The sequence below is a fragment of the Streptomyces sp. NPDC047043 genome, assembly GCF_040644055.1.
Classification (GTDB): Bacteria; Actinomycetota; Actinomycetes; order Streptomycetales; family Streptomycetaceae; genus Streptomyces.
Window position 1 is genome coordinate 53642 of record NZ_JBEYVO010000046.1, and the last position, 21625, is coordinate 75266.

Annotated in this window: 15 protein-coding genes; all 15 read left to right on the forward strand. The window is 69.3% G+C overall.

The genetic code is table 11. The features are described from left to right. Positions 1-20 precede the first annotated feature (20 nt). The gene (locus ABZ880_RS48155; RefSeq protein ID WP_361277401.1) at positions 21-2111 is read left to right on the forward strand and encodes an NACHT domain-containing protein; all 2091 of its coding nucleotides are present in this window, start codon (positions 21-23) and stop codon (positions 2109-2111) included. Between the two features lie 326 nt (positions 2112-2437). Continuing rightward, complete coding sequence (locus ABZ880_RS48160) at positions 2438-2770, forward strand: hypothetical protein (protein WP_361277402.1); 333 nt, start codon at positions 2438-2440, stop codon at positions 2768-2770. Positions 2771-2844: 74 nt separating this feature from the next. After that, positions 2845-3156, forward strand: coding sequence for a pore-forming ESAT-6 family protein (locus ABZ880_RS48165; RefSeq protein ID WP_361277403.1), 312 nt, complete (start codon positions 2845-2847; stop codon positions 3154-3156). 56 nt (positions 3157-3212) lie between these two features. Beyond that, positions 3213-3611, forward strand: a complete 399-nt coding sequence (locus ABZ880_RS48170; RefSeq protein WP_361277404.1) for a DUF6507 family protein — start codon at positions 3213-3215, stop codon at positions 3609-3611. Beyond that, the gene (locus tag ABZ880_RS48175) at positions 3608-6025 is read left to right on the forward strand and encodes a hypothetical protein (RefSeq protein WP_361277405.1); all 2418 of its coding nucleotides are present in this window, start codon (positions 3608-3610) and stop codon (positions 6023-6025) included. Before ABZ880_RS48170 ends, ABZ880_RS48175 begins: the two co-directional genes overlap by 4 nt. Positions 6026-6037: 12 nt before the next feature. Beyond that, positions 6038-6916, forward strand: coding sequence for an immunity 49 family protein (locus ABZ880_RS48180; RefSeq protein WP_361277406.1), 879 nt, complete (start codon positions 6038-6040; stop codon positions 6914-6916). A gap of 34 nt (positions 6917-6950) precedes the next feature. Next, positions 6951-7091 carry a hypothetical protein gene (locus ABZ880_RS48185; protein WP_361277407.1) on the forward strand — a complete coding sequence of 47 codons (141 nt, stop codon included), beginning with the start codon at positions 6951-6953 and terminating at the stop codon, positions 7089-7091. 181 nt (positions 7092-7272) lie between these two features. Continuing rightward, on the forward strand, positions 7273-8133 hold the full coding sequence (locus ABZ880_RS48190) for an immunity 49 family protein (protein ID WP_361277408.1): 861 nt from the start codon (positions 7273-7275) through the stop codon (positions 8131-8133). A 110-nt stretch (positions 8134-8243) separates the two neighbouring features. Next, on the forward strand, positions 8244-8540 hold the full coding sequence (locus ABZ880_RS48195) for a hypothetical protein (RefSeq protein WP_361277409.1): 297 nt from the start codon (positions 8244-8246) through the stop codon (positions 8538-8540). A gap of 13 nt (positions 8541-8553) precedes the next feature. Then, positions 8554-9936, forward strand: a complete 1383-nt coding sequence (locus ABZ880_RS48200) for an EsaB/YukD family protein (RefSeq protein ID WP_361277410.1) — start codon at positions 8554-8556, stop codon at positions 9934-9936. A 33-nt stretch (positions 9937-9969) separates the two neighbouring features. Continuing rightward, positions 9970-11070, forward strand: coding sequence for a hypothetical protein (locus ABZ880_RS48205; RefSeq protein ID WP_361277411.1), 1101 nt, complete (start codon positions 9970-9972; stop codon positions 11068-11070). Further along, positions 11067-15038 (forward strand): type VII secretion protein EccCa, encoded by a 3972-nt coding sequence (eccCa, locus tag ABZ880_RS48210; protein ID WP_361277412.1) that lies wholly within the window; start codon positions 11067-11069, stop codon positions 15036-15038. Before ABZ880_RS48205 ends, eccCa begins: the two co-directional genes overlap by 4 nt. Next, complete coding sequence (locus tag ABZ880_RS48215) at positions 15035-16438, forward strand: DUF6177 family protein (protein ID WP_361277413.1); 1404 nt, start codon at positions 15035-15037, stop codon at positions 16436-16438. The genes eccCa and ABZ880_RS48215 overlap by 4 nt, the downstream gene beginning before the upstream one ends. 369 nt (positions 16439-16807) lie before the next feature. Beyond that, positions 16808-19573: a tetratricopeptide repeat protein gene (locus ABZ880_RS48220; protein ID WP_361277414.1), complete on the forward strand. Its 2766-nt coding sequence runs from the start codon at positions 16808-16810 to the stop codon at positions 19571-19573. A gap of 183 nt (positions 19574-19756) precedes the next feature. Then, a complete protein-coding gene (locus ABZ880_RS48225; RefSeq protein ID WP_361277415.1) occupies positions 19757-21277 on the forward strand; it encodes a DUF234 domain-containing protein in 1521 nt (506 codons plus the stop codon). Positions 21278-21625 lie beyond the last annotated feature (348 nt).

The following is a 21625-nucleotide window of genomic DNA, read 5'->3' on the forward strand; positions in this document are numbered from 1 at the left end:
TTTGACGGGACGATATGGCCATGCCTTCCGGCAACTCACGGCTGCGCTGGGCCGTGTTCGGCACCTTGGCCGCGGCGCTTCTGGGGGCCGCCGGATGGTTGTGGTCGGCCTATTCATTGGGAGGACTGAAGTCGGCGCTGGAAGTCGTTACCGGAGTGGTCGGTCTTCTCAGCCCGTTCTTCGTCTGGGCCCTGCGTGGCCGTCAGGAAGACCCTTCGATCGGTGATGCTGCTGATCGGTTACAACGCGCGCTCCGAAGTCTGTCGGAGGATATCGGCGAAATCTGGGAAGAGGGCGAACAGAGCCGTCGTCTCCAGGACCCGTGGCCGCTTCCCGTGCGTTGGGCGGCCACCTCGCGAACCGTCGTTGATCACTGGCGCGTCATCCGGGGCTCGGGTGAAGTCGACATCCCGTTGAACCTGGCCGGTGCCTTGAACGATGTGGGGCGTGTATTTCAGCGCATCCCTTCAAGGCGTCTGGTCGTTCTGGGTGACGCAGGTTCCGGCAAGACGGTCTTTTCCATCTGCCTCGCCCGTGCCCTGCTGGACACACGTCAAAGCGGTGAGCCCCTGCCGGTCCTTCTCCCCGTCTCGTCCTGGAACCCGAAAACCCACGGGCTGCAGAGTTGGATCGAGGAACGGCTGATGCGTGACTACCCCTACCTCAAGGAGCCGGTCGGCGTTCGCTCGACGCTCGCCCACGAACTCGTCAGGGCTCGCCTGGTGATCCCATTGCTTGATGGGCTGGATGAGCTGGCCGAAGCGCTGCGCCCAGTAGCCATCGCCGAGTTGAATCGCTCGCTGGCACACCGGGCACCCCTGCTCCTGACCTGCCGCGGCGACGAGTACGAGGCAGCAGTGCGGGAGGCGGACGTTCTCACCGCAGCTGCGGTGGTGGAGCTGCGACCGCTGCGCCCCGAGGAAGTCCGGTCCTACTTGAGAGACACGACTCCGAGGCAGCGTGTGCCCACCTGGGACCGAGTCTTCGAGGAGATGATGCGGCAGCCGCAGGGGATGATCGCAACGGCGCTGTCCACTCCGCTGATGGTGTCGCTGGCCCGAACCATTTTCGGCGATCATCCGGGGGATCCCGGTGAACTACTTGATACGAGCCGGTTCCCCACCGCTCCGATGATCGAACAGCACCTGGTTGATTCGTTCGTACCCGTGGCGTACGACGGCGGAAGCCTGCGCGAGGAATCGCTGCGTCGAAACCGGAAGACACACCGCTCTCTGTGGTTCCTTGCCCACCACCTGGACCGGCTCGGCACCCAGGAACTCGCGTGGTGGGAACTTCGACAAGCCGTCCCTCGCCCAGTACTCGCAGGTGCAGCGACACTGGCCATCGCTCTCGTGGGCACTCTGGGCGTGGGTTTCTTCTTCGGGCCGGTCATCGGGCCGCTGGTGGGGCTCTTCGGTGCCTTGGTGATGGGGGTGTCTGTCGCCGTCTTCGAGCCGCCTGCTCCGGCCGATGTGCAACTTCGCTCCCGGACCCGCCGTACCCCGCTGTCTCAGCGGTTCACGCTCGGCGTGGTGGCAAGCGGTGTGGGACCAGGCACCGCAGTGGGGCTTGCGATATTCCTCGCCTGTTGGCTCTACGGTTTCGTCGGCCTCGGCGCGTTGCTCGCCCCTACGGCCGCAGCTGCCGTGGCCCTGTCCGGCGGTTTGATCGGCATATGTGCTCTGTGGCTATGGGACATACCCGTCGACGTGACACAACTGCCAAGTCCCGCCGTCGTCCTGCACCGAGATCGAGTGCACACGCTGGTCACAGCGCTTTTGGTCGGGTCCGTCTTCGGTGCGGTCACGGGTGCTGCACTGGGCATCGCCTTCGCCATACACGAACGGCCTTCGCTGGGTGCTCAGGTAGCGCTGGGCGTCTTGGCCGGCGGCGGGCCGATGGCCGCCACCGTGGCAGTTGTCTCCACCGCTTGGGGGCAGTTCCTCATCACCCGACTGTGGCTTGCCTCAAGCCGTCGTCTCCCCCTGTCCGTCATGCGGTTTCTCTCCGAAGCCCACGCCAAAGGGGTGCTGCGACAGACGGGCGGCGTCTACCGATTCCGGCACGTCAGCCTGCAGCGCCGCCTGGCTTCCACCCAGCTGGAGGTCTGAGGCCCGATCGGAGTCAACAACACCTGTTCCTCCGCCGCCATCTGCGGTGATCCCCAGCAGCCGGTCCACGAACTATTGCAACGCGTAACGCCCTGGAAAGGGACTTGCCTGACGGACGGCACTGCCCCTTCCGCAAGCAAGAGGTGAGCGAACCAGTCCTTCACGGCCCCTCATGATCTAGATCACGCCACTTCGCCCATTCTACGTTGCGTCTGCAACGCGTGACACGAGAGAATGTTCGACGAGTTGTGAGGCCCACGTGGCACACGATGCCGCAGCGGTGATCGAGCAACCACAGCACACAACACACTTACGGGGGTGGGTGAATGAAGTTCGACATGGGTTCGACGACCCTGTCCGAGCTCGGCAAGAACACGGTCGGCTCCAGCGATGACCTGGGCACGCTGATCAAGTGGCTGATCCAGGCGGCGGAGCCGCTGGAGGGCAAGTTCAACGGGGCGGGCAAGGCCGCGTTCGACCGGTTCAAAGTGCACGCCGACGAGATCACAAACGATCTGAACGGCGCGCTCGGCGCGATCCTGGGCGGCCAGTCCGGCATGGACACCGCGTTCGGATCCGGTGACGTGGAGCTGGGGGACAACGCCCACCAGAACATGGGTGCCGCCAACTTCGACGCCGCCCGTTTCGGCGCGCGCTGACGGCTTTCGCCGTCCAAGTCACCTTCGCCGTCAGCGAGTTCGAGCTTTCACGCATGCAAGGGGGAAACCTGACCATGGGTCAGAACCAGGACCGCCGTTCGTACGACACCGGTGCCTCCAGCGAGGTGCAGATCAGCCTGGCCGGCGTGATCGGCCAGCTGGAGCGCGTGCTGACCGACCGGGACCGCGCCGTGAAGGCCGCGATGGCCGACTTCACCGCGGACGGCGTCGCCGACGAGTACCACGGCAAGGAGGTCCGCTGGCACCGCGCCGCAAGCGAGGTCCGCGAGATCATCCGGCTGGTGCGCACGACGCTGGAGCAGAACGACGGGACCGCGCAGTCGACGCTGGCCAAAGCGCGGGCGGCCGTCGACAACATCGGCTGACCGGCGCCGTAGCTGCATCTGCCAGTCAAGTACGCAGGCGTAAACGGGGGTTTGACGTGACGCGGTGGGACATCTCGTCGTCCGGCGTCGAGTTTGTGACCTCGCTGGTCGAGGACGCGATGGACGGCATGGCCAAGGACGTCAAGGCATACGGCAAGGACATCGAGAGCGCGGCCAGTTCGGCCGGCACCATCAGCGGCCCGTACTGCGGGATGCCCCCGACCGGTCCGGTCGGCGCGGCGCTGTCGCTGTTCGTGGAGAAGACGCTGGGCGACGTGCTGTTGCTCAGCGCGCGGGCGGCGAAGTCCGTCAACGGCGCGCGGGAGGCCACCGCGTACTACGTCGTCGGGGATCTGGAGATGGCCACGAAGACACAGCACAAGGCCCTCGCCGCGCCGAAGGTCGAGTTGCCGGGCCAGGGCAGCGGCAAGGGCCAGGGGGACGCGAAGAAGTGATCAACCCGTCCGGCATACCGCAGTTCACGGGCGACTTCGACCAGTTGGACAAGGACGTCTCCGGGCTGCGCAGCGACGCCATCGGGATCCGCAACGGCGGCATGGACGTCCACTCCCGCTTCCAGATGCTGGGGGCCTACTACACCGCACCCGAGGCCGAGGACCTGTTCGCCACCACACAGCCGGTGATGGACAACGCCGACACGTTCGCCACCAAACTCGAGACGGTGGCCGACGCTCTGGACACCTTCTCCATCGAGGCACGCCCGCTGGCCAAACGGCTGGAGCAGCTCAAGACGGATGCGCTCGCGTTCGTCGGGAGCGTCGACGGCGACGACGACTGGACCGAGGACGAGGACAAGGTTCACCGGAACAAGGAACTCGTCGACGACGTCACAGCCACGCAGCTCGCTTTCCAGGACGCGGAGCGCAGGGCGGCCAGCAAGATCTCGACGATCGTGGGCGGGCCGACGTTCGTGGCCGACCACGGCAGCGGGTTCTACGACCGCAACACGGTGAGGTACGGCTACGACGGCGATCTGCTCGAAGGCGCCAAGGAGTTGCCCTGGGGCAGCGTGGACGAGCAGAGCTACGAGGCGTGGAGCCTGGGCTGGTTCGGGCACGGCGCCAAGAGCTTTGTCTGGGACGGGATTTACCACGACGGCATCGAGGCCGGTGTCAGCGGACTGTGGACGCTGGTCGGCGGCAACGGCGGCGATGCGGCGGGCGACGCCTGGAGTGGTCTGAAGGACGTCGTCACCGGCATCGGCCTGTACACCGCCACCCCGTACGACGCGGCCATGGACTGGGCCTTCGGCCCGGACAAGGAGAGCGCCGACGAGATCAGGGCGAAGAAGGCCGCGAAGGAGTTCGGCAAGTCCCTTGTCGCCTGGGACCAGTGGCAGGAGAACCCGACCCGCGCCGCGGGGACGACCGCCTTCAACTTCCTCACCCTGGCGGCCGGCCCGCTGGCGGTCGTGTCCAAGACGAGCGAGGTCGGCGCGGTCGCCAAGGGGGCGAGCGTCGCCGCGAAGGTCGGCGAATTCCTGGACCCGCTCTCGGTGGGCCTCAAGGCGACCGGCAAGACGGTCAGCGCACTGCCGAAGCTCTCCGATCTCACCTCGCAGATCTTCAAAGGCGCGGGCGCGTCGGCCGACGCGGGGCGCGTGCACAGCGTCATGGAACTCCAAGACGGCTCCAAAGTCGTCATCGAGAACGGCGAGTTCATCGCCTACGACAAATACGGCAACGTCATCTCAGAGGGGCCGAAGGCGGAACGTTCTGCCGCGGGCGAGGCTCCAGAGGACGTCGCGGGACAGGAACGAGAGCTTGCCGGCGTTGGCAGCAGAACGGAATCACCGCAGGCATCCACGCACGAAGGCGGAGGATCCTCCGGTGCAGCTGCTGACACCGGGGGCAGCATCCAAGGACACACTTCACACGCATCGTCGCCTCGACAAGCAACCGACAACGCCAGCGGATCCGGTGGCAGCCATGAGCCCTCGAGAGGTGCCGGGAGGCCGAGCGGTCGGGATCACGATTCCGGGGGCACGAATTCCAGCGAGGACCGGGAACTCACCGCCGAGGAACGAAAGCGCATCCGAGACGAGCACGTCTGGAAGGCCAACAACGACCCGGCCTGGCGTGAAGAACACTACGACGCTCTCGACCGGCGCAGGAACGCCTCGAAGGTCGTTGACGGTGCCGAGCTGCCCATCCTTGCCAAGGATGCGAACGGCAAGCTGGTATCCAAGTACGACCTGCCGAGCGGGCCATCAGATATCAAGTACGGTCGGACGCCGCTAGGTCCGGATACAGCCCACCCCGTACATCGTCCCGAGCTCGACAGGCTGGCAAAGAACCGCAAGATAGCCGGGGACCTCACCGACGCGTCGAAGGCAGTCGAGGAGACGCGCACCCACGAAGCGCACGAGGCCCTCAAAAGAGCACAGGAGGCATACGCCAGACAACTCGGCGATGTCCCCAACAACAGCAAGATATCCGAGAAGCTGGGCGAGAAGGCCGCTGAGCTGCACGTGGTGCCGCATGAGTTCCCAGGTGCCGAGTGGGTGCCGCTTCCAAAGACGCCCAATGGCGCCGACATGTTCGACCAGGTGTACAAGGTCGGCGATGACGGAGGCTATTTGATCGTCGAAGCGAAGGCGCCGTCGGCGGATCTCGGCTGGCGCAGAGGGGCTGGCCCCTACGAGGGCATGATGGTCAAACAGGGCACAAAGGAATATTTCTACACAATTCTTGAGAAGATGTGGGCGCGAGGCGGGAAAGATGCCGAGATCGCCAACGCCCTCGAAGACGCCCTGGAAAACGAAAAGCTGCAGTACGTCCTGGTGAAGGCGAACGAGAACACGGGTTCCTACGCTGGTGCCGTCATGGAATACTTCAAGATCCGTTAGAGGAGGGGTTCAGTGGTCACGAGCGTTCCGCGTCATGACTTCCGCACAGACAACGCGGCCGAGGCCATGGCGCCGCTCATCGATGGGACGCGTCGGACGCTCGACCGGTTGGAGAGGTCGGAGATGTCCCGGCACCGGGCGCTGAGCAGCACGCTGACCATGGCGAAGTGGTACTGCCTGACGGATCCCGAAGCAGCGAAGCTCGAAACGTGGGATGCCTGGGTCACAGCGATGCAGGTCGGCTGCGCTTTGTTCGACTCGGCCACGGCCACCGAGGGGCCCGTGCCGTGCCGGATCGGGAGTGCGGGCGAGGTGAAGCACCTGCCTGCGACCGGGCCGATGCCGTACACCCATGCGGGGGCGTGGCTCACATCGGTCTATCTGGCAACGATCTGCCGCGAGAACGATCGTCTTGATCGGCTCATGCGGGTACCGGTGTCGTTCCTGCGCGAGTCTGTTCCCGAGGGTGCAGCTTTCGATGAGTACGTCTACGACTGGGTGGAGGCTCTCCAGAACTACTGGGCCGGTCGCGCGACGGAGATGTGGGACAAGCTGGTAGCAGCGGTCAAGGGCACCGATCCCGAACGGGAGGGCGTCGTTGACAAGGAAATCATCCTGAAGATCCTTTATCCGCCGCTCGAACTCTTCCATCGCTTCCAGTTGCAGGAAACCGAGCAGTTCAACAGCGCCCTGGTTGATGCTGTCACTTGGCACAAGCAGTACTGGGCCGACGACGCGGCCCGTGCCCTGAGCGGTGACGGCCTGGTGGCCCTGGGTCCCCTCGCCTTGGCCTGCATGGCTTACGACAACGAATTTCCGATCGAGGTCGAGTCCGAGTACCTGCCCAGGCATCTACTGAGGCGTTCATGGGTCGGCGAGTTCGAGACCTGATCCACGGTCTCCGCGAGACTGGCGGCCGAAGAACGTGACGGCCCAGGACTACGACATCCAGAGCCCCGAGTCGGTGTACGCCGCCGTCGCCTTCCCGACGCCCTGCTCTTCGACGCACGGCGGCAGCGACGGTCACTGGACGAGCAGGTCGGGAAAGTACTCGCCGGTCTGGTGATCGCGGCCGTGGTGTGTGCGAGGTGCGTGGGGCGGTCGTGAGTCCGTACCCGCGCTCGTACAGCCATCGATGTCCTTGACGGGGCGCTGGAAAGGCTCGCCACTGAAACCCGACAGTCAACGGGGCGCCGAGATCATCGGATCTGGGAAGTTCGATATCAGCCTACCGAAGGGGGCGACTGGTGCCGACACAACTACCGCGCCATAAAATTCCCACCGCCTCATCACCGGAAGCGCTGGAAATCCTGCACAACAGCCTCAGTCGCTCCATCAACAAGCTCGAAAACTCACCGAACGGCTTCAACCGGACTTTCAACTCGGCTCTGACGTTCGCACGATCCCTGTGCGCCACGGACACGACGGCGAGTCGGCTTCAGACGTGGGAGTCCTTCGTCTCCGCCATGCAGGTCGGAAGTGCGCTCTTCAGCGCTGCGGCCACCAGCGAGGGGACCGTCGAATGCCGCATCGCCGACAAGATGCGCATGATCCCCGCTGTGGGCCCGCAGTACTACGCGGACGCGGGCAACTGGATCAACGCGTTCTGGCTGGCCGCTGTCTGCCGTGAGTCCAGCCGCATGGACCGGCTGAGTCGGCTCCCCATCAGCCTCCTGCGAGCCTCTGGGGCCGAGTACGACGCGTACGTCTACCACTGGGTTGATTCCCTGCAGACCTATTGGCAGGAGGCTCCGGGACTCGTCGACAAGCTGGTCGCCACGATCGATTCCTCCTACCCCCATGTCGCCAGGAACACGGACCGGGAACTCCTGGAAAAGGTCCTCTACCAGCCGATCAACCTGTTCCATCGCTTTCTTCGCCAGGACCACGCGGGGTTCAACGACGCCCTGGTGGAGGCTCTTGAACACCATCGGCAGTACTGGACCGCCAATGCGCAACGGGCCGACAGTCCCGAAGGGTTCGTAGCCCTCGGGCCGTTGGCCATTGCCTGCCTTGCCTATGACTCAGGGTTCCCCATTGACGTCGAGTCCGACTACCTCCCTCGCGCCTTGCTGCACCGTTCCTGGGTAGGGGAGTTCGAGACCTGAGATCAACCGTCGCTACGCTGGTGTCGGCTCCGGAACATCGATCGGGTCATGGGGAGACGGGGCAAGGCCCCGACCTGAACTGTGTGACTGCCGAGAGGTGACCTGCAACCGTGACTGCCCAGGACTACGACAGCCAGCTCCTCGAGTCGGTGTCCGTCCGTCGCCGTCGCCTTCGCGACGCCCTGCTCTTCGGCGCACAGCGGCAGCGGCGGTCGCTGGACGAGCGGGTCGGGAAGGTGGTCGCCGGTCTCGTCGTCGCGGCCGTGTTGTGCGCCGGGTGTGTGGGGTGGTCGTTCGTGTCGCATCGGGTGATCGGGAAGAGTCCGTACGCGACGCCCGTACAGCCCTCGCCGCAGTCCTCCTCGCAGCCGTCCTCCTCGCCCTCAACTGCCCCTTCTACCCGGTGATAGGTTCGAACGCGTGATAGCCACGGGGTCCCTGAGTCGTTCCGCGACGAGCAGTCGTACGGCGCTCAGCCGCATCACACTGGTCGGTGAACGGCGTCGGGTCGACCTCGTGCTGCCTTCCCGGGAGCCGGTCGGGGTTCTGCTGCCGGAGATCATGCGGTTGCTGGACGATCGCGTGGGGCCACGTCCGGAGTTGCGGCACCTGGTGACGGCGGACGGGTCGGCGCTGGCGCACGACGGCACGCTGGAGTCGGCCGGTGTGCCTGACGGAGCGGTGCTGCGGCTGGTGCGGGTCGAGGACGCCCCCTCCGCTCCCGTCGTGCACGACGTCACGGACGAGGTCGCCGACGACCTCGGTCTGCGGGCCTGGCGGTGGCGGCCCGCGATGCGGCGGAAGGTCGCCGGGATCGCCACCGTGGTGTGGGCGGCGGCTGCCGGTGTGTTCGCCCGTGGGCACTTCTCCCTCTCTGCGGTCGGCGGGGGCCTTCTTGTCGCGGCCGGTGTGTGTGCACTGGCCGGCGTGCTCACCGGCCGGGCCCGCCGACCGGGGCCGGCCGCCACGCTCGTCGTGACCGCGGGCGCGTTGGGAGTACTCGGCGCCTGGACGGCGGCCGACGCTCATGGCTGGTCCGGTGGGGCGCGGCTGGCGGGTGTTGCGGTGGTCGGAGCGGTCGCGCTGTTGCTCGCCGGATGGGTCACGCCCTTGGGCCGCGGTGCTCTGATCGGCGCCGGTGCCGTCGGCGGCACGCTCGCGCTGTGGGAGGCGGCGATCGCCTCGCAGGGCGGGGCGGAGAGTGCTGTCGGGCAGGCCCGGGTGGGCGCGCTGCTCGCCGTCATCTCCCTTGTCGCGCTGGGGCTGTTGCCGCGGCTGGCGTTGATGGCCTCGGGTCTGAACGGGCTGGACGACCGGCGGACGGGTGGGATCTCGGTGAGCCGCTACGAGGTGGCGACCGCGCTGGCGGCCACGCACCGCGGGCTGGCCCTGGCGACCGTCCTCCTCGCCGCTTCCGCCACGGCGGCCGGGGTGCTGTTGCTGCATGCGGTGTCGGTGTGGACTGTGCTGTCGGGCATCGCCGTCGCGCTGGTGCTGGCGCTGCGGGCGCGGGCCTTTCCGCTCACCGTCGAGGTCGTGGTGTTGCTGGCCGCAGCGGCCGTCGTCGCCGTACGGATCGTCACGGTGTGGCTCGCTCATGCCGCCGCGGCCGGGCCCGTTGCCGTACTCGCGCTGTTCGCGTTCCTCGCTCTCGCGGCGCTGACCGTCGAGCCCGCCGAGCATGTGCGGGTGCGGGTGCGCCGTGTGGGCGACGTCCTGGAGTCGACGGCCGTGATCGCCCTGCTGCCGCTGGTCATCGGCGTGTTCGGGGTGTACGGGCGGCTGCTCGGCACCTTCGCCTGACGAGCGTGCGAATCTGAGGGGCTGAGCATCGACATGACGCAGGCAGGGGACTGGCAGCGCGACGTGCTGCGGGAACTGGCCGACAGTCCCCAGGACGCGCCCTCGACGCCCCCGGACGCCCCCGTGCCGGCGGCGCCTCAGACGCCCTCGCCCGGGCCGGCGCCGGCTGCTCCGCCTGTCCCCCGCCAGACCCACGATCCTCGCCGCCCGGCCCCGGCCCCGGAGTCCGTGCCGACCGTCGACCCGCGGCTGGCCATCGCGCTGGGCCGGCCGCAGCATGGCGACTCGGTGGTGCGCCGCACCGGTCGCTCCCTGCGCCAGCTCACCGCGTCCGCCGGTCAGGACGTCGCCGAACAGACGCGCCTCGCGCAGGAAATACAGCAGCCGGTCACGACCGGCCGGGTGATCGCGGTGACGTCGATCCGCGGCGGAGTGGGCAAGTCCACCATCGCCGCGCTGCTCGGCCGTACGTTCAACCACTACCGGCACGATCCGGTGCTCACCCTGGAGGCGGACGCCGCGCTGGGCACGCTGCCGGTGCGGATGGGCGCCGAGTCGGTGCGCTGGTCGTGCGCCGATCTCGCCCGGATCCTGACTCCCGCCATGCAACTGACGGACGTCACCGGCTACTTGGTGCCGGTGACCGATGGCGGCTGGCTGCTGCCGGCGAGCCAGGGGCGGGTCGGTGCTCCCTTGGACGTACGGACGTATCGCACCGTGACGCTGGCGCTGCGGCGCTATTTCGCGGTGACGGTGGTGGACTGCGAGACCCTGCCGGGCGATGTGGCCCGTACGGCCATGGACACCGCGCACGCCCGCATCGTGGTCGCGCCGATGACCGCCGAGGGCGTCAACGCTACCCGCCAAGTCCTTGACTGGCTGGCCCAGTTGCCGCACGCGGCGCTGGCCACCACGGTGGTCGCGCTCAGTGCCGCCTCCCCCGACGCCACGCTGGATGCGAAGGCTGCCACCGCGCATCTGCGCGAACCCGGCGTGCCCGTCGTCCTGCTGCCCTACGACCGTCATCTCGCCCAAGGAGGCCCCATCCACACCGCCATGCTGGGCCAGGACACCCGGGCCGCGGCCGTCCGTCTGGCCGCCGAGGTGATGCAGCGGGCGGTGAGGGCGCGATGACCCAACAGGTCGTGCACCGCCCGGCCCGCAGCACCCGTCCCCTCGACCCCGCCGAGCCGCGCACCGTCGAGGCCCCGCCGAACCTGCCCGAGGGCAGGGTCGGCAATGCCGCCACCGCGTTGCTGCCGATGGCCGGAGTGATCAGCTCGGTCGTGATGATGACGATCATCCGCAACAGCCAGTTCGCCGCGCTCGGCGCGATCGTGCTGATCGTTGCGCTGGCCGGTGCTGTGGTGCTGTTCCTCTCTCAGCGCGGCAAGGCCCAGCGCACCAGGCGCACCCAGCGCGAGCGGTATCTCGAGTATCTGGAGGAACTGCGCGAGGAGTTGGCAGCAGCCGAACGGGAACGTCGGCTCCGCTCCCACCTGTTGAATCCGCCGCCCCAGGCGCTCTACGACGTCGTACGCGATCCGGCGCGGCTGTGGGAACGCCGCCGCCAGAGCGCCGACTTCCTGCGGGTGCGGGCGGGCACCGGCGATGTACCGGTCCAGGAACTGGTGATCGCGCAGAACAGCACCGGTGGGGTGCTGACACCGCCCGATCCGTTCATGCTCAACGAGGCCCGCGCGCTGCAGAGCCGGTTCAGCACGGCCTCGGACTTCCCGCTCACCGTCCCCCTGGACCGGGCCGGGAACGTCAGCATCGTCGGCGACCGCGAGGGCGTTCTGCGCGTCGCCCGCGCCCTGCTGGTCCAGGCGGCCGTCGCCCATGCGCCGGACGACGCCGCTCTCGCCCTCGGCATCGGCGACGAAGCCGACTGGCAGTGGGCCAAGTGGCTGCCTCATGTACTCGACCCGCAGACGTACGACGGCCCGGTCGCGGCCCGCCGGATCGCACGAGACCTGGCACAGCTGGCCCGGCACTGTGCGCCCGACCTGCGACGGCGCGCCGCATACGCGGCCGAAGTGCGCCGCGGCCTGTCCGGCCGGGACGCCCTGCAACTGGCCGGCCGCCTGCTGGTGGTCAGTGACGTCTACGGCAACACCGCGACGGAACTCCCGCGCCCCGACTCGGCGATCGACCTGGCGGAGATGGGGGTGACCGTGCTGCACCTGCTGGAGGAGCAGGTGCACGAGCCGGATCAGGTGAGCGTGCGCATCACCGTCGCCGGCGACCGCATCACGGTAGAGGACCTGCGCGACGGCTCTGTCGCCCATGGCTCCTGCGACGGCGTGACCGCCGCCGGCGCCGAGGGCATCGCCCGCATGCTGGCCCCCCTGCGCCTGTCCGCGGAATCGGCCGCCGAGGGCACCCCGGTCGCGGGCCCGGTGGACTTCCCGGGCCTGCTCGGCATCGACGACCCGGCCGCGCTCGACCTGGCCCGGCTGTGGGCGCCGCGCACCGAACGCGACTTCCTGCGCGTCCCCATCGGGGTGACCGACCGTCACGAACCGGTCCTGCTCGACCTGAAGGAGTCCTCGCAGCTCGGCATGGGCCCGCACGGGCTGTGCGTGGGCGCCACCGGCTCCGGCAAGAGTGAACTGCTGCGCACCCTCGTGCTGGCCCTGACCGCCACCCACTCGCCGGAGGACCTCGCCCTGGTCCTCATCGACTACAAGGGCGGCGCCACCTTCGCCCCCTTCACACAACTCCCGCACGTCGCCGGGGTGATCACCAACCTGGAGAACCAGGCCGGGCTCGTCGAGCGCGTCCACACCAGCCTGGCCGGGGAGGTCAAGCGCCGCCAGCAGGTCCTTAAGGACGCCGGGAACGTCGCCGACATCGGCCACTACGCCGCCCTGCGCGCCACGACCCGCCCCGACCTCGAGCCCCTCCCCCACCTCTTCGTGGTCATCGACGAGTTCGGCGAACTGATCACCGCCAAGCCGGACTTCATCGACCTGTTCCTGTCCATCGGCCGCATCGGCCGCTCCATCGGCGTGCATCTGCTGCTGTCCAGCCAGCGCATCGAGGGCGGCAAGCTCAAGGGCCTGGACACCTATCTGTCGTACCGGCTGGGCCTGCGCACCTTCTCCGCCGACGAGTCCCGCACGGTGCTGGACACCACCGACGCCTTCCATCTGCCGCCGCTGCCGGGCTTCGGCTTCCTGAAGGTCGACACCTCCACCTACGAGCGGTTCAAGGCCGGGTACGTCTCCGGCGCCTACCACGGCCCGACGCTGCGAAAGCAGCGGGACGACGACCTGCTCGTCCTGCCCTATCCGACGTACAACAGCCCCCAGAACACCGAGGCCGTAGAGGAGCCCGCCACCAAACGCGAGACCGGGCCCACCGTGCTGTCCGCCATGGTCGGCCAACTCGCCACCGCCGCCCCGCCGGTACGGCGCATCTGGCTGCCGCCACTGCCCGACGCCACCACCCTCGACCAGGCCGCGGGCCCCCTCCAGGCCGCCGCCGACGGCCTCCGCCTCACCCATGCCGACGGCCCGATGCGCCTCCCGCTCGGCACCCTCGACGACCCCGCCCGCCAGCGCCAGCAGCCCTGGCTGCTGGACCTGACCGTGGCCGGTGGGCACGCGGCGGTCATCGGTGGACCGCAGTCCGGCAAGACGACGCTCCTGCGCACCCTCGCCCTCTCGCTGGCCCTCACCCACACCCCGCACGACGTCGCCGTCTACGGCCTCGACCTGGCCGGCGGCGGCCTGGCCGCGCTGGCCGGGCTGCCGCACGTCGGCGGCATCGCCGGCCGCGCCGACCACGAGCGCGCCGCGCGCACGGTGGCCGAGGTGCGCGCCATGCTCGCCCGGCGCGAGGAGCTGTTTCGCGAGCACGGCATCGACTCCGTCGACCAGCTGCGCCACCTGCGCGCCCAGGGCCGGCTCGCCGAGCTGGGCGCCACCGACGTCGTCCTGCTCATCGACGGATTCGGCGCCCTGCGCGACGAGTTCGCCGACCTCGACGACCCGGTCGCCGACCTCCTCAAACGCGGCAGCGGCTACGGCATCCACGTCGTCGCCGGCATGCTGCGCTGGAACGACGTCCGCATCGCCACCCAGTCCCTGTTCGGCACCCGCGTCGAACTCCGGCTCAACGACCCGGCGGACTCGTCCATCGACCGCAAGCTGTCCGAGACACTCGCGCCGGACACTGCGGGCCGGGTGCTGACCGACGGCAAGCTGTTCGCCCAGGTGGCGCTGCCCCGTATCGACAACCGGCCCCGGGCCGGGGACCTGGCTGCCGCCCTGGAGGTGGCGGCCCGTACCGTCCGCGCCACCTGGCACGGCGAACTCGCCGCGCCGGTACGGGTGTTGCCGACCCGCCTGCCCGCCGCGAAGCTGCCGACGCCGACCGCCGAACCCACGAGGATCCCCCTCGGCGTCGACCAGGACACCCTCGCCCCGGTGCCGCTCGACCTGTTCGGCACCGACCAGCACCTGCTGATCCTCGGCGACAACGAGTGCGGCAAGAGCAACCTGCTCAAACTGATCGCCACCCAGCTCGTCGAGCGCCATTCGGACAAGGAGCTCGTCTTCGGCGTCTTCGACCCGCGCCGCGGCCTGCGCAAAGTGATCCCCGAGCCCTACCGCGGCGGCTACGCACACAACGCCAAGCTGGCGAACGCCCTGGCCACCGGCATCGCGGCCGAACTGGAAAAGCGCCTACCGGAGACGGCCGACCCCGACGCACCGCTGACGGGCGAACCCGCCTTCAGCGGACCGCGGATCGTCATCCTCGTCGACGACTACGACATCCTCACCACCGCCGGCCAGCAACCGCTGGCGCCCTTCCTGCCCTACCTCTCCTCCGCGCAGGACATCGGCCTGCACTTCGTCCTCGCGCGCCGTGCCGCCGGTGCCTCCCGCGCCCTGTACGAGCCGCTGCTGACCACCCTGCGGGAGACCGGCACGGCCGCCCTCGTCATGACCGGCGACCGTACCGAGGGCCAGCTCTTCCCCGGCCTGTACGCCTCCCAGCAGCCGCCCGGCCGCGGCACGCTGGTCCGCCGGGGCCGCCCGCACCTGCTGATCCAGACCGCCCTCAGCGCAGAAGAGGCCTCCCAAGAGTGACCAAGGACGTCATCGCCCTCACCCCGAAGATGCCGGACCTGCACACCCTGCTGGCCGGCCTCTACTCGGGTGGCCCCGACCTCACTGTGGGCGCCCGGGCCGACGGCGCCGTCGTACAGCTCTGCGCCCCCGACGGCCGCCCGCTCGTCTCCATCGAGGCGCCCCTCCTCATCCAGGTCCCCGGCGAGACCACCCGCCTCCTTGACCACGCGGTCGAGGATGGGCCGGTGTGGTGGACCGAGGCCCGCGCTTCCACCGCCATCGCCGAGGCGGCCCGGCTCGCGGGATCCTTCGCCGGACGGCTGGCCACCGTGCTGGGTGGGACGGTCTGGCCACCCGAGGCCGCCACCACAGACGTCGTACCCCTCACCACCGACGTCTCGGCGATCTCGGTCCCGGCCACCTCCACCCCCGCCGTGGACGTCCTCACCAACTCGACGGCCGTCGTCATCCAAGACCGCCCCCTGGTCGCCATGACCAGCTGGCTCTCCGACGCCCTGCAAGGCGCGGCCGCCGCCGACCGCGCCCTGCAGATCGTCACCCCAGCCACCGCGCGCCTGACCCTGCCCACCCGCACGGCCCTGCGCGGCATGCCCAACCGCTGGGTCGTCCAACACCCCGAGCACGGCTACTACGACGGCCTGTCCGGCGCCGTACTCCACTGGAAGAACGGCACCTTCACCCCCGTACGCGACGAGAACGGCACCGCCCACGTCGCCGACGCCTTCACTCCCACCACCACCGACAGCAGTGACCGCCAACTGCTGCTCACCCTGCGCACCGGGCACCCCGCAGCCGAGGACCTCGTACTCGGCAGCGCCCTGGAAGCTGCCTTCCGCCACCTGACCGGTGCTCCACCCGCCGGATGGAGCACCGCCGAGCCGATCAACCTGCCCTGGAACACACGCGAGTTGACGGAGCTGGCCCGCGCACGCGCGCCCCGCCCCACCTGGCTGACCGCCGTCGGCAACCCTGAACGTCCCGCCCTGGCGACCGTCCGCGTGCTGCGCACGCCGGTCGGCGTCGAGGAAGACATCACGCTGGCCCTGGGATACGGCGACGACGAGACACCCCCTCTGCACGCCCTGGAGGATCTTGCCGCCGAACTCGCCGCCGAACATGGGCTCGTCACCCTGCTCACCGGACTACGGGCCGGACGCCGTGACCTCACCGTGCCCGCGCACCTCGAACACCCCCCGATACCCGTCGCCTTCACGCTCGGCAACACCGAGGCGGGGCGCATCGGCCCTGCACACGCCGGAAATCCGCCCCAGGGCCCCCTGCCGGTGCGGCTCGGGCCGGCAGCCGAACCCGCCCTCCACTACCGCCTGGGCGACGGAACCGACCCTCACGCCTGGGCGGCGTTCCAGCGTCTCGCCCAGCATCTGGGGCAGGCATAGCCGACCGACGCGCAGGAACAACCCCCGAACACCCGTGCAGAGCACGGCACTTGACCCCGGCAGCGACCGCTTGGTGTCCGCAAAGCTACGTAGCGCCCGGTGCTGCTCCAGGCCGGGAGAAACCCGTGGGCACGCCCCTCGGGGGTGACTCGCAGGTACGACGCGGACAGCAGGCGCATCACTGCGAAGAGAGCTCTTCCCGGTACGCACCGGCCAGTCGATCGGCGCGTAACTCCAGGTCGGAGCCGCCTGGCAGGCGCCAGATCAAGTCCTCGGCCCGCCTTGCGTCGTGGCGATGCGAGGCTGTTCACAGCCTGTTGCGGGCACGTACCGTAGTCATGCGTGGGCAGGCGCGCAGGGGGTGGGGGCATGGATCCGGCGGGCTTGGCGAGCACGGCGGCGGTGACGCTCGTGTCAACGCTCACCACGGAGAGCTGGGAACGCGCCAAGGCAGCGGTGGAGCGCTGGTGGGGGCAACGGCATCCGCAGGAACCGGACAGCGTCGGCAACCAGTTGGAACTGGTACGCCGGGCCGTCCTGAGGGCACGGCTGGAGAACGACGACGAGGCCCAGGTCACCCTGGCCGTCCAATGGCAGCGCGAACTGGGGCAGTTGCTGCGGGGCCGGTCGGAACTCGTCGACGAGCTCCGACAGTTGGTCGAACACGAGCTGCGTCCGGTCCTCAACGCCGAGGAACAGCGGTACGTCAACGAGCTGACCGAACTGCTCCTCAAACCGCCCGTCATCTCCCACTGGGCCTCGCGCCACTACCTGGGCCCCACCGCGGTGTCGATCACGAACACCCTGCCCCGCCGCAACCCGTTCTTCACCGGCCGCGAAGAGGAACTGCACGGCCTCGCGGAGTCGATCGGCCGGACCATCGAGCAGGGAACCTCCGCCGTCCACACGATCGACGGCATGGCCGGTGTCGGCAAGACGGGCCTCGCAGTGCACCTCGCCCACGACCTCGCGCACCGATTCCCCGACGGGCAACTCCTGGTGTCGCTGCACGCGCACACGCCCGGCCGGCTCCCCGCCCGGCCCTTCGCCGTCCTGGGTGACCAGCTGAGCCGACTCGGCGTGCCCACCCAGCAATTACCTGCGGACCAGGACGGCCGATCGGAGCTGTGGCGCCATCTTCTGCGCAGCAAACGCATGCTGATCATCCTCGACGACGCCACCGGGCACGGCCAGGTACGGCCCCTGCTGCCGGGAGACGGCCGGTGCCTGGTTCTGGTCACCAGTCGACGTCGCCTGACCGCACTCGCGGAGACGGAGTGCCTGTCGCTCGACACGCTGCCGCACGAGGAGGCGTGCCGGTTGTTCGTCCGGCTCATGTCGCGTCCACTGCGGCCGGAGGAAGAGAGCGCCGTCGGCGAACTGGCCCGACTGTGCGGCTGCCTGCCCCTGGCCATCGGCCTGCTCGCCGGAAAGCTCCGCCACCATCCGGCCTGGGACATCACGGACCTGGTCAGCAGCCTGACCTCGGCACAGCACCGGCTCGCCGAGTTCCAGGCGGAGGACGTACGGATCGGGGCGGCGTTCGACCTGTCGTACCGCAATCTTCCACCCGACCGGCAGCGCCTGTTCCTCCGGCTGGGTCTGCACATCGGCAACGACATGGACGCCCACGCGGCGGCAGCACTGGGCGACATTTCCTTACCCGAGGCCCGTGAACACCTGGAGGCCCTCTACACCGACCACCTCCTGGACGAGCCGGTCCGCGGCCGTTACCGCATGCATGACCTGCTGAAGGACCACGCACGCAATCACGCGGCCCAGGACCCGCCCACGGAGACCCGGCAGGCCATCGAGCGCCTGCTGGACTACTACGAGACAACCGCCGAAGCGGCCGACCGCCACCTCTCCCCGCAGTCCTGGCCGCCGCCGGACCCGGCGGCACCTGCGCCACGCACTCCCGTGCCCTGCCTGCTTGACAGAAGGGCCGCCCTGGAGTGGATGCGCAGCGAACACGCCAATCTGCTCGCCTGTGCCGCCCGGGCCTCGGCCCAGGCCCAGCACCCCCGCGTCATCCGCCTGGCCTTCGCCATGCACGCCTTCCTGCACCAGGCGGGCCCCTGGGAGCAGGCCCTCGCCCTGCACCGGGCGGCGGTGGCCGCGGCACAACTCATGGGGGCAAGGCCGGAGGAGGCCCGCGCCCTGCGGAACCTCGGCGCCATGCTGTACCTGACCGACAACTACGCCCAGGCCGACGAGGTGTTGAGGCAAGCACTCATCCGCTACGAGCGCCTCGACGATCCGCACGGCCAGGCGGGTGCCCTCACGGATCTGGGCGTCGTGCACGCATTCACCGATCGCTACGGCCGCGCGCTCGAGCTGCTGGGTCAGGCCTGTACGACGTATCGCCGTCTCGGTGATCGGCAGGCCGAGGCACGGGCGTTGAGCCACCTTGCGGGCGTGCAGCGCCTCACCGACGACTACCCCCGGGCTCTTGGGACGCTTGAGCAAGCCCTCGCCGTGCACCGCGCCTTCGGCAACAGGTTCGGCGAGGCCGGGGTGCTCGCGCAGATCGGAGGAGTCCTGCGGCTGCGCGGCCTGCACGAGCGGGCCACCGCCGTGCTGGGACCGGCGCGTGACCTGTGCCAGGAGGTGGGTGACCGGTTCGGCGAGGCGGCGGCTCTCAAGGAGCTGGGGGTGGTGCACCGGCTCACCGACAACCTCACCGCGTCGGTACACCTGCTGAGGCAGGCACTGGCCGTCTACCGCGGCCTCGGCGACCGCTTCGGCGAGGCAAGCACTCTCGTCCATCTCGGCGCCGGTCAAGGCCTGATGGGCAAGCGCGACGAGGCGCTCGCCCGGCTGCGCGAGGCCCTGGCCATCCACATGGAACTCGGCAGCCGCCACGGCGAAGCCGTCACCCGCAACAAGTGGGGAGTCGTACTGCGGAACTTCGGTGACCTGTCCGGGGCCAGCAACCAGCACGCACGAGCCCTGCGACTGGCCCGCGCGGTCCCGAGCCCGCTGGAGGAGGCACGCGCACTCGAAGGCATCGGCCGCTGCGATCTGCGCCCACGCGGACAGAGCCAGGCCGACGCATACCTGCGCGAGGCCCTGGCCATCTACCGGCGCATCGGGGCGGGCGAGGCACTCGCCTTTGCCGACGGCCCGTGCTGAGCGGGCGGCGTCGCTGATGCTGCCGATGCCGCCGATGCTGCCGACCAATGGGGCGACTGCCCCTCGTCTCTGGAGGCGTACGGCGCGCCGTGAGGGACTCACGGTAATCGGTCAAATACTCCGATCCTCCTTACTATGGTTCACTTGAGTATGTTCGACATGAGCAAACTCGAGGGGTGACCCATGCCAGGCTTCGTAGGCCGCACGTCCGAGCTGTCCACGCTGGACCGCCATCTGGCCTGGGTGCGCGACGGCCGCGGCGACCAACGCGGCCGGGCACTGCTGCTTCGCGGCCGACGCCGGGTCGGGAAGTCGCGGCTGGTGGACCTCTTCTGTGAGCGGGCCCAGGTGCCCTACGTCGTCCATCAGGCCACCCGCGGCGAGGACGCGCACCGGGAACGGGCCCGCTTCCTCGACGAGGTCCGCCACTCCTCGCTCCCCGACACCGCCCTGCTCACCGGCGTCACGACCGTCGCCGAGTGGGACACCGCCCTGCGCCAGCTCGCCGCCGTACTGCCGGACGACGCCCCCAGCGTCGTCGTACTCGACGAGCTGCCGTGGATGCTGGAAGGCGATCCGGTCCTGGAGGGCACCCTGCAGACCGTGTGGGACCGGGTGCTGAGCCGCAAGCCCGTGCTGCTCATCCTCATCGGCAGCGATCTCGCCATGATGGAGCAGCTCTCCGCCTACGGCCGCCCCTTCCATCAGCGCGGGCTCGAGATGGTCCTCGCGCCCCTCTCCCCCGCCGAAGTGATGGCGATGACCGGGCTCCCGGCCGCCGACGCCTTCGACGCCCACCTGATCACCGGCGGCCTGCCGCTCATCTGCCAGGAGTGGCAGGAGGGCGAGAGCCGCACCGGCTTCCTCTCCCGCGCCCTCGACGACCCCACCTCCCCGCTCCTCGTCTCCGCCGAGCGGGCACTGGCCGCGGAATTCCCCACCGCCCTCCAGGCCCGGCACGTCCTCTCCGTAATCGGCAGCGGTGAGCGAACCTTCGGGACGATCGCCGCGAGGGCCGGGTCGGCCGATCGCCCGCTTCCACCCGGCTCGCTCAACCCAGCCCTGCGCACCCTGGCGGACAAACGACTCATCGCCATCGACACCCCTCTTTCCACCCGCCCCGGCGACCGCGACCGCCGCTACCGTGTCGCCGACCCCTACCTCCGTTTCTGGCTGGCCTTCCTCGAGGAGGGCATTCCGGAGATCGAACGCGGGCGCAGCCGGATCGTGGTCGAGGCGGTCGAACGTGGCTGGACCTCGTGGCGCGGGCGGGCGATCGAACCCGTCGTGCGGGAGTCGCTGGCCAGGCTGCTCCCCGACGGCACCTGGCCCCAGGTGCGCGAGGTGGGCGGCTGGTGGCCGCGGACGAACAACCCCGAGGTCGATCTGGTGGGGGCGGACCGGTCGCCGGCGCGCGAGATCGGTTTCGTCGGCTCGATCAAGTGGCACGAGAGCGGCCCCTTCGACCGGCGCGCCCTGACCACGCTGGTCCGCGACGCCCTGGCCGTACCCGGCGCCGACGAGGACACTCCGCTCGTCGCGGTGTCCCGCACCGGTTTCACCGTGGACGGGCTGGCGGCGACGTACGGGCCCGAGCGGCTGATGGAGGGGTGGGGGGGCCGCCGAGTGAGCTGCCGCTCCCGGGCGTTGGCGGGGTTGCGCAACCACCGGGAGGCTGACGCGAGTCGTGTTCGACCGGCCTGATCCTGCTGATGACGTCAGCTCAGCCGACACAGCGCTTCAGTGTGGCCACGGCGCCGTCGTCGCCGGTGAGCACAGCGGCCGTCAGCACGGTCACCAGGAGCACCGGGATCAATGGCAGCAGCCGCAGGATGATGAGGCTTGGGCGCGGGAGCCACCTGGGGACGCCGAGCGCCCGCCCCTGACCGGCGCGGAGGATCTACTTGTCTGGTTGCCGGGTGCGATGCCGGTCATCTGGACCTGCCTTGCTCACGAGCCGACGGTAGGTCCCATTTCCCAGGTATCCGTAAGAGCGCAGTCCCCAGCGACGCTCTAAGCCTGGCCTCAGGTTGATCGGGAACAATGAGCGGC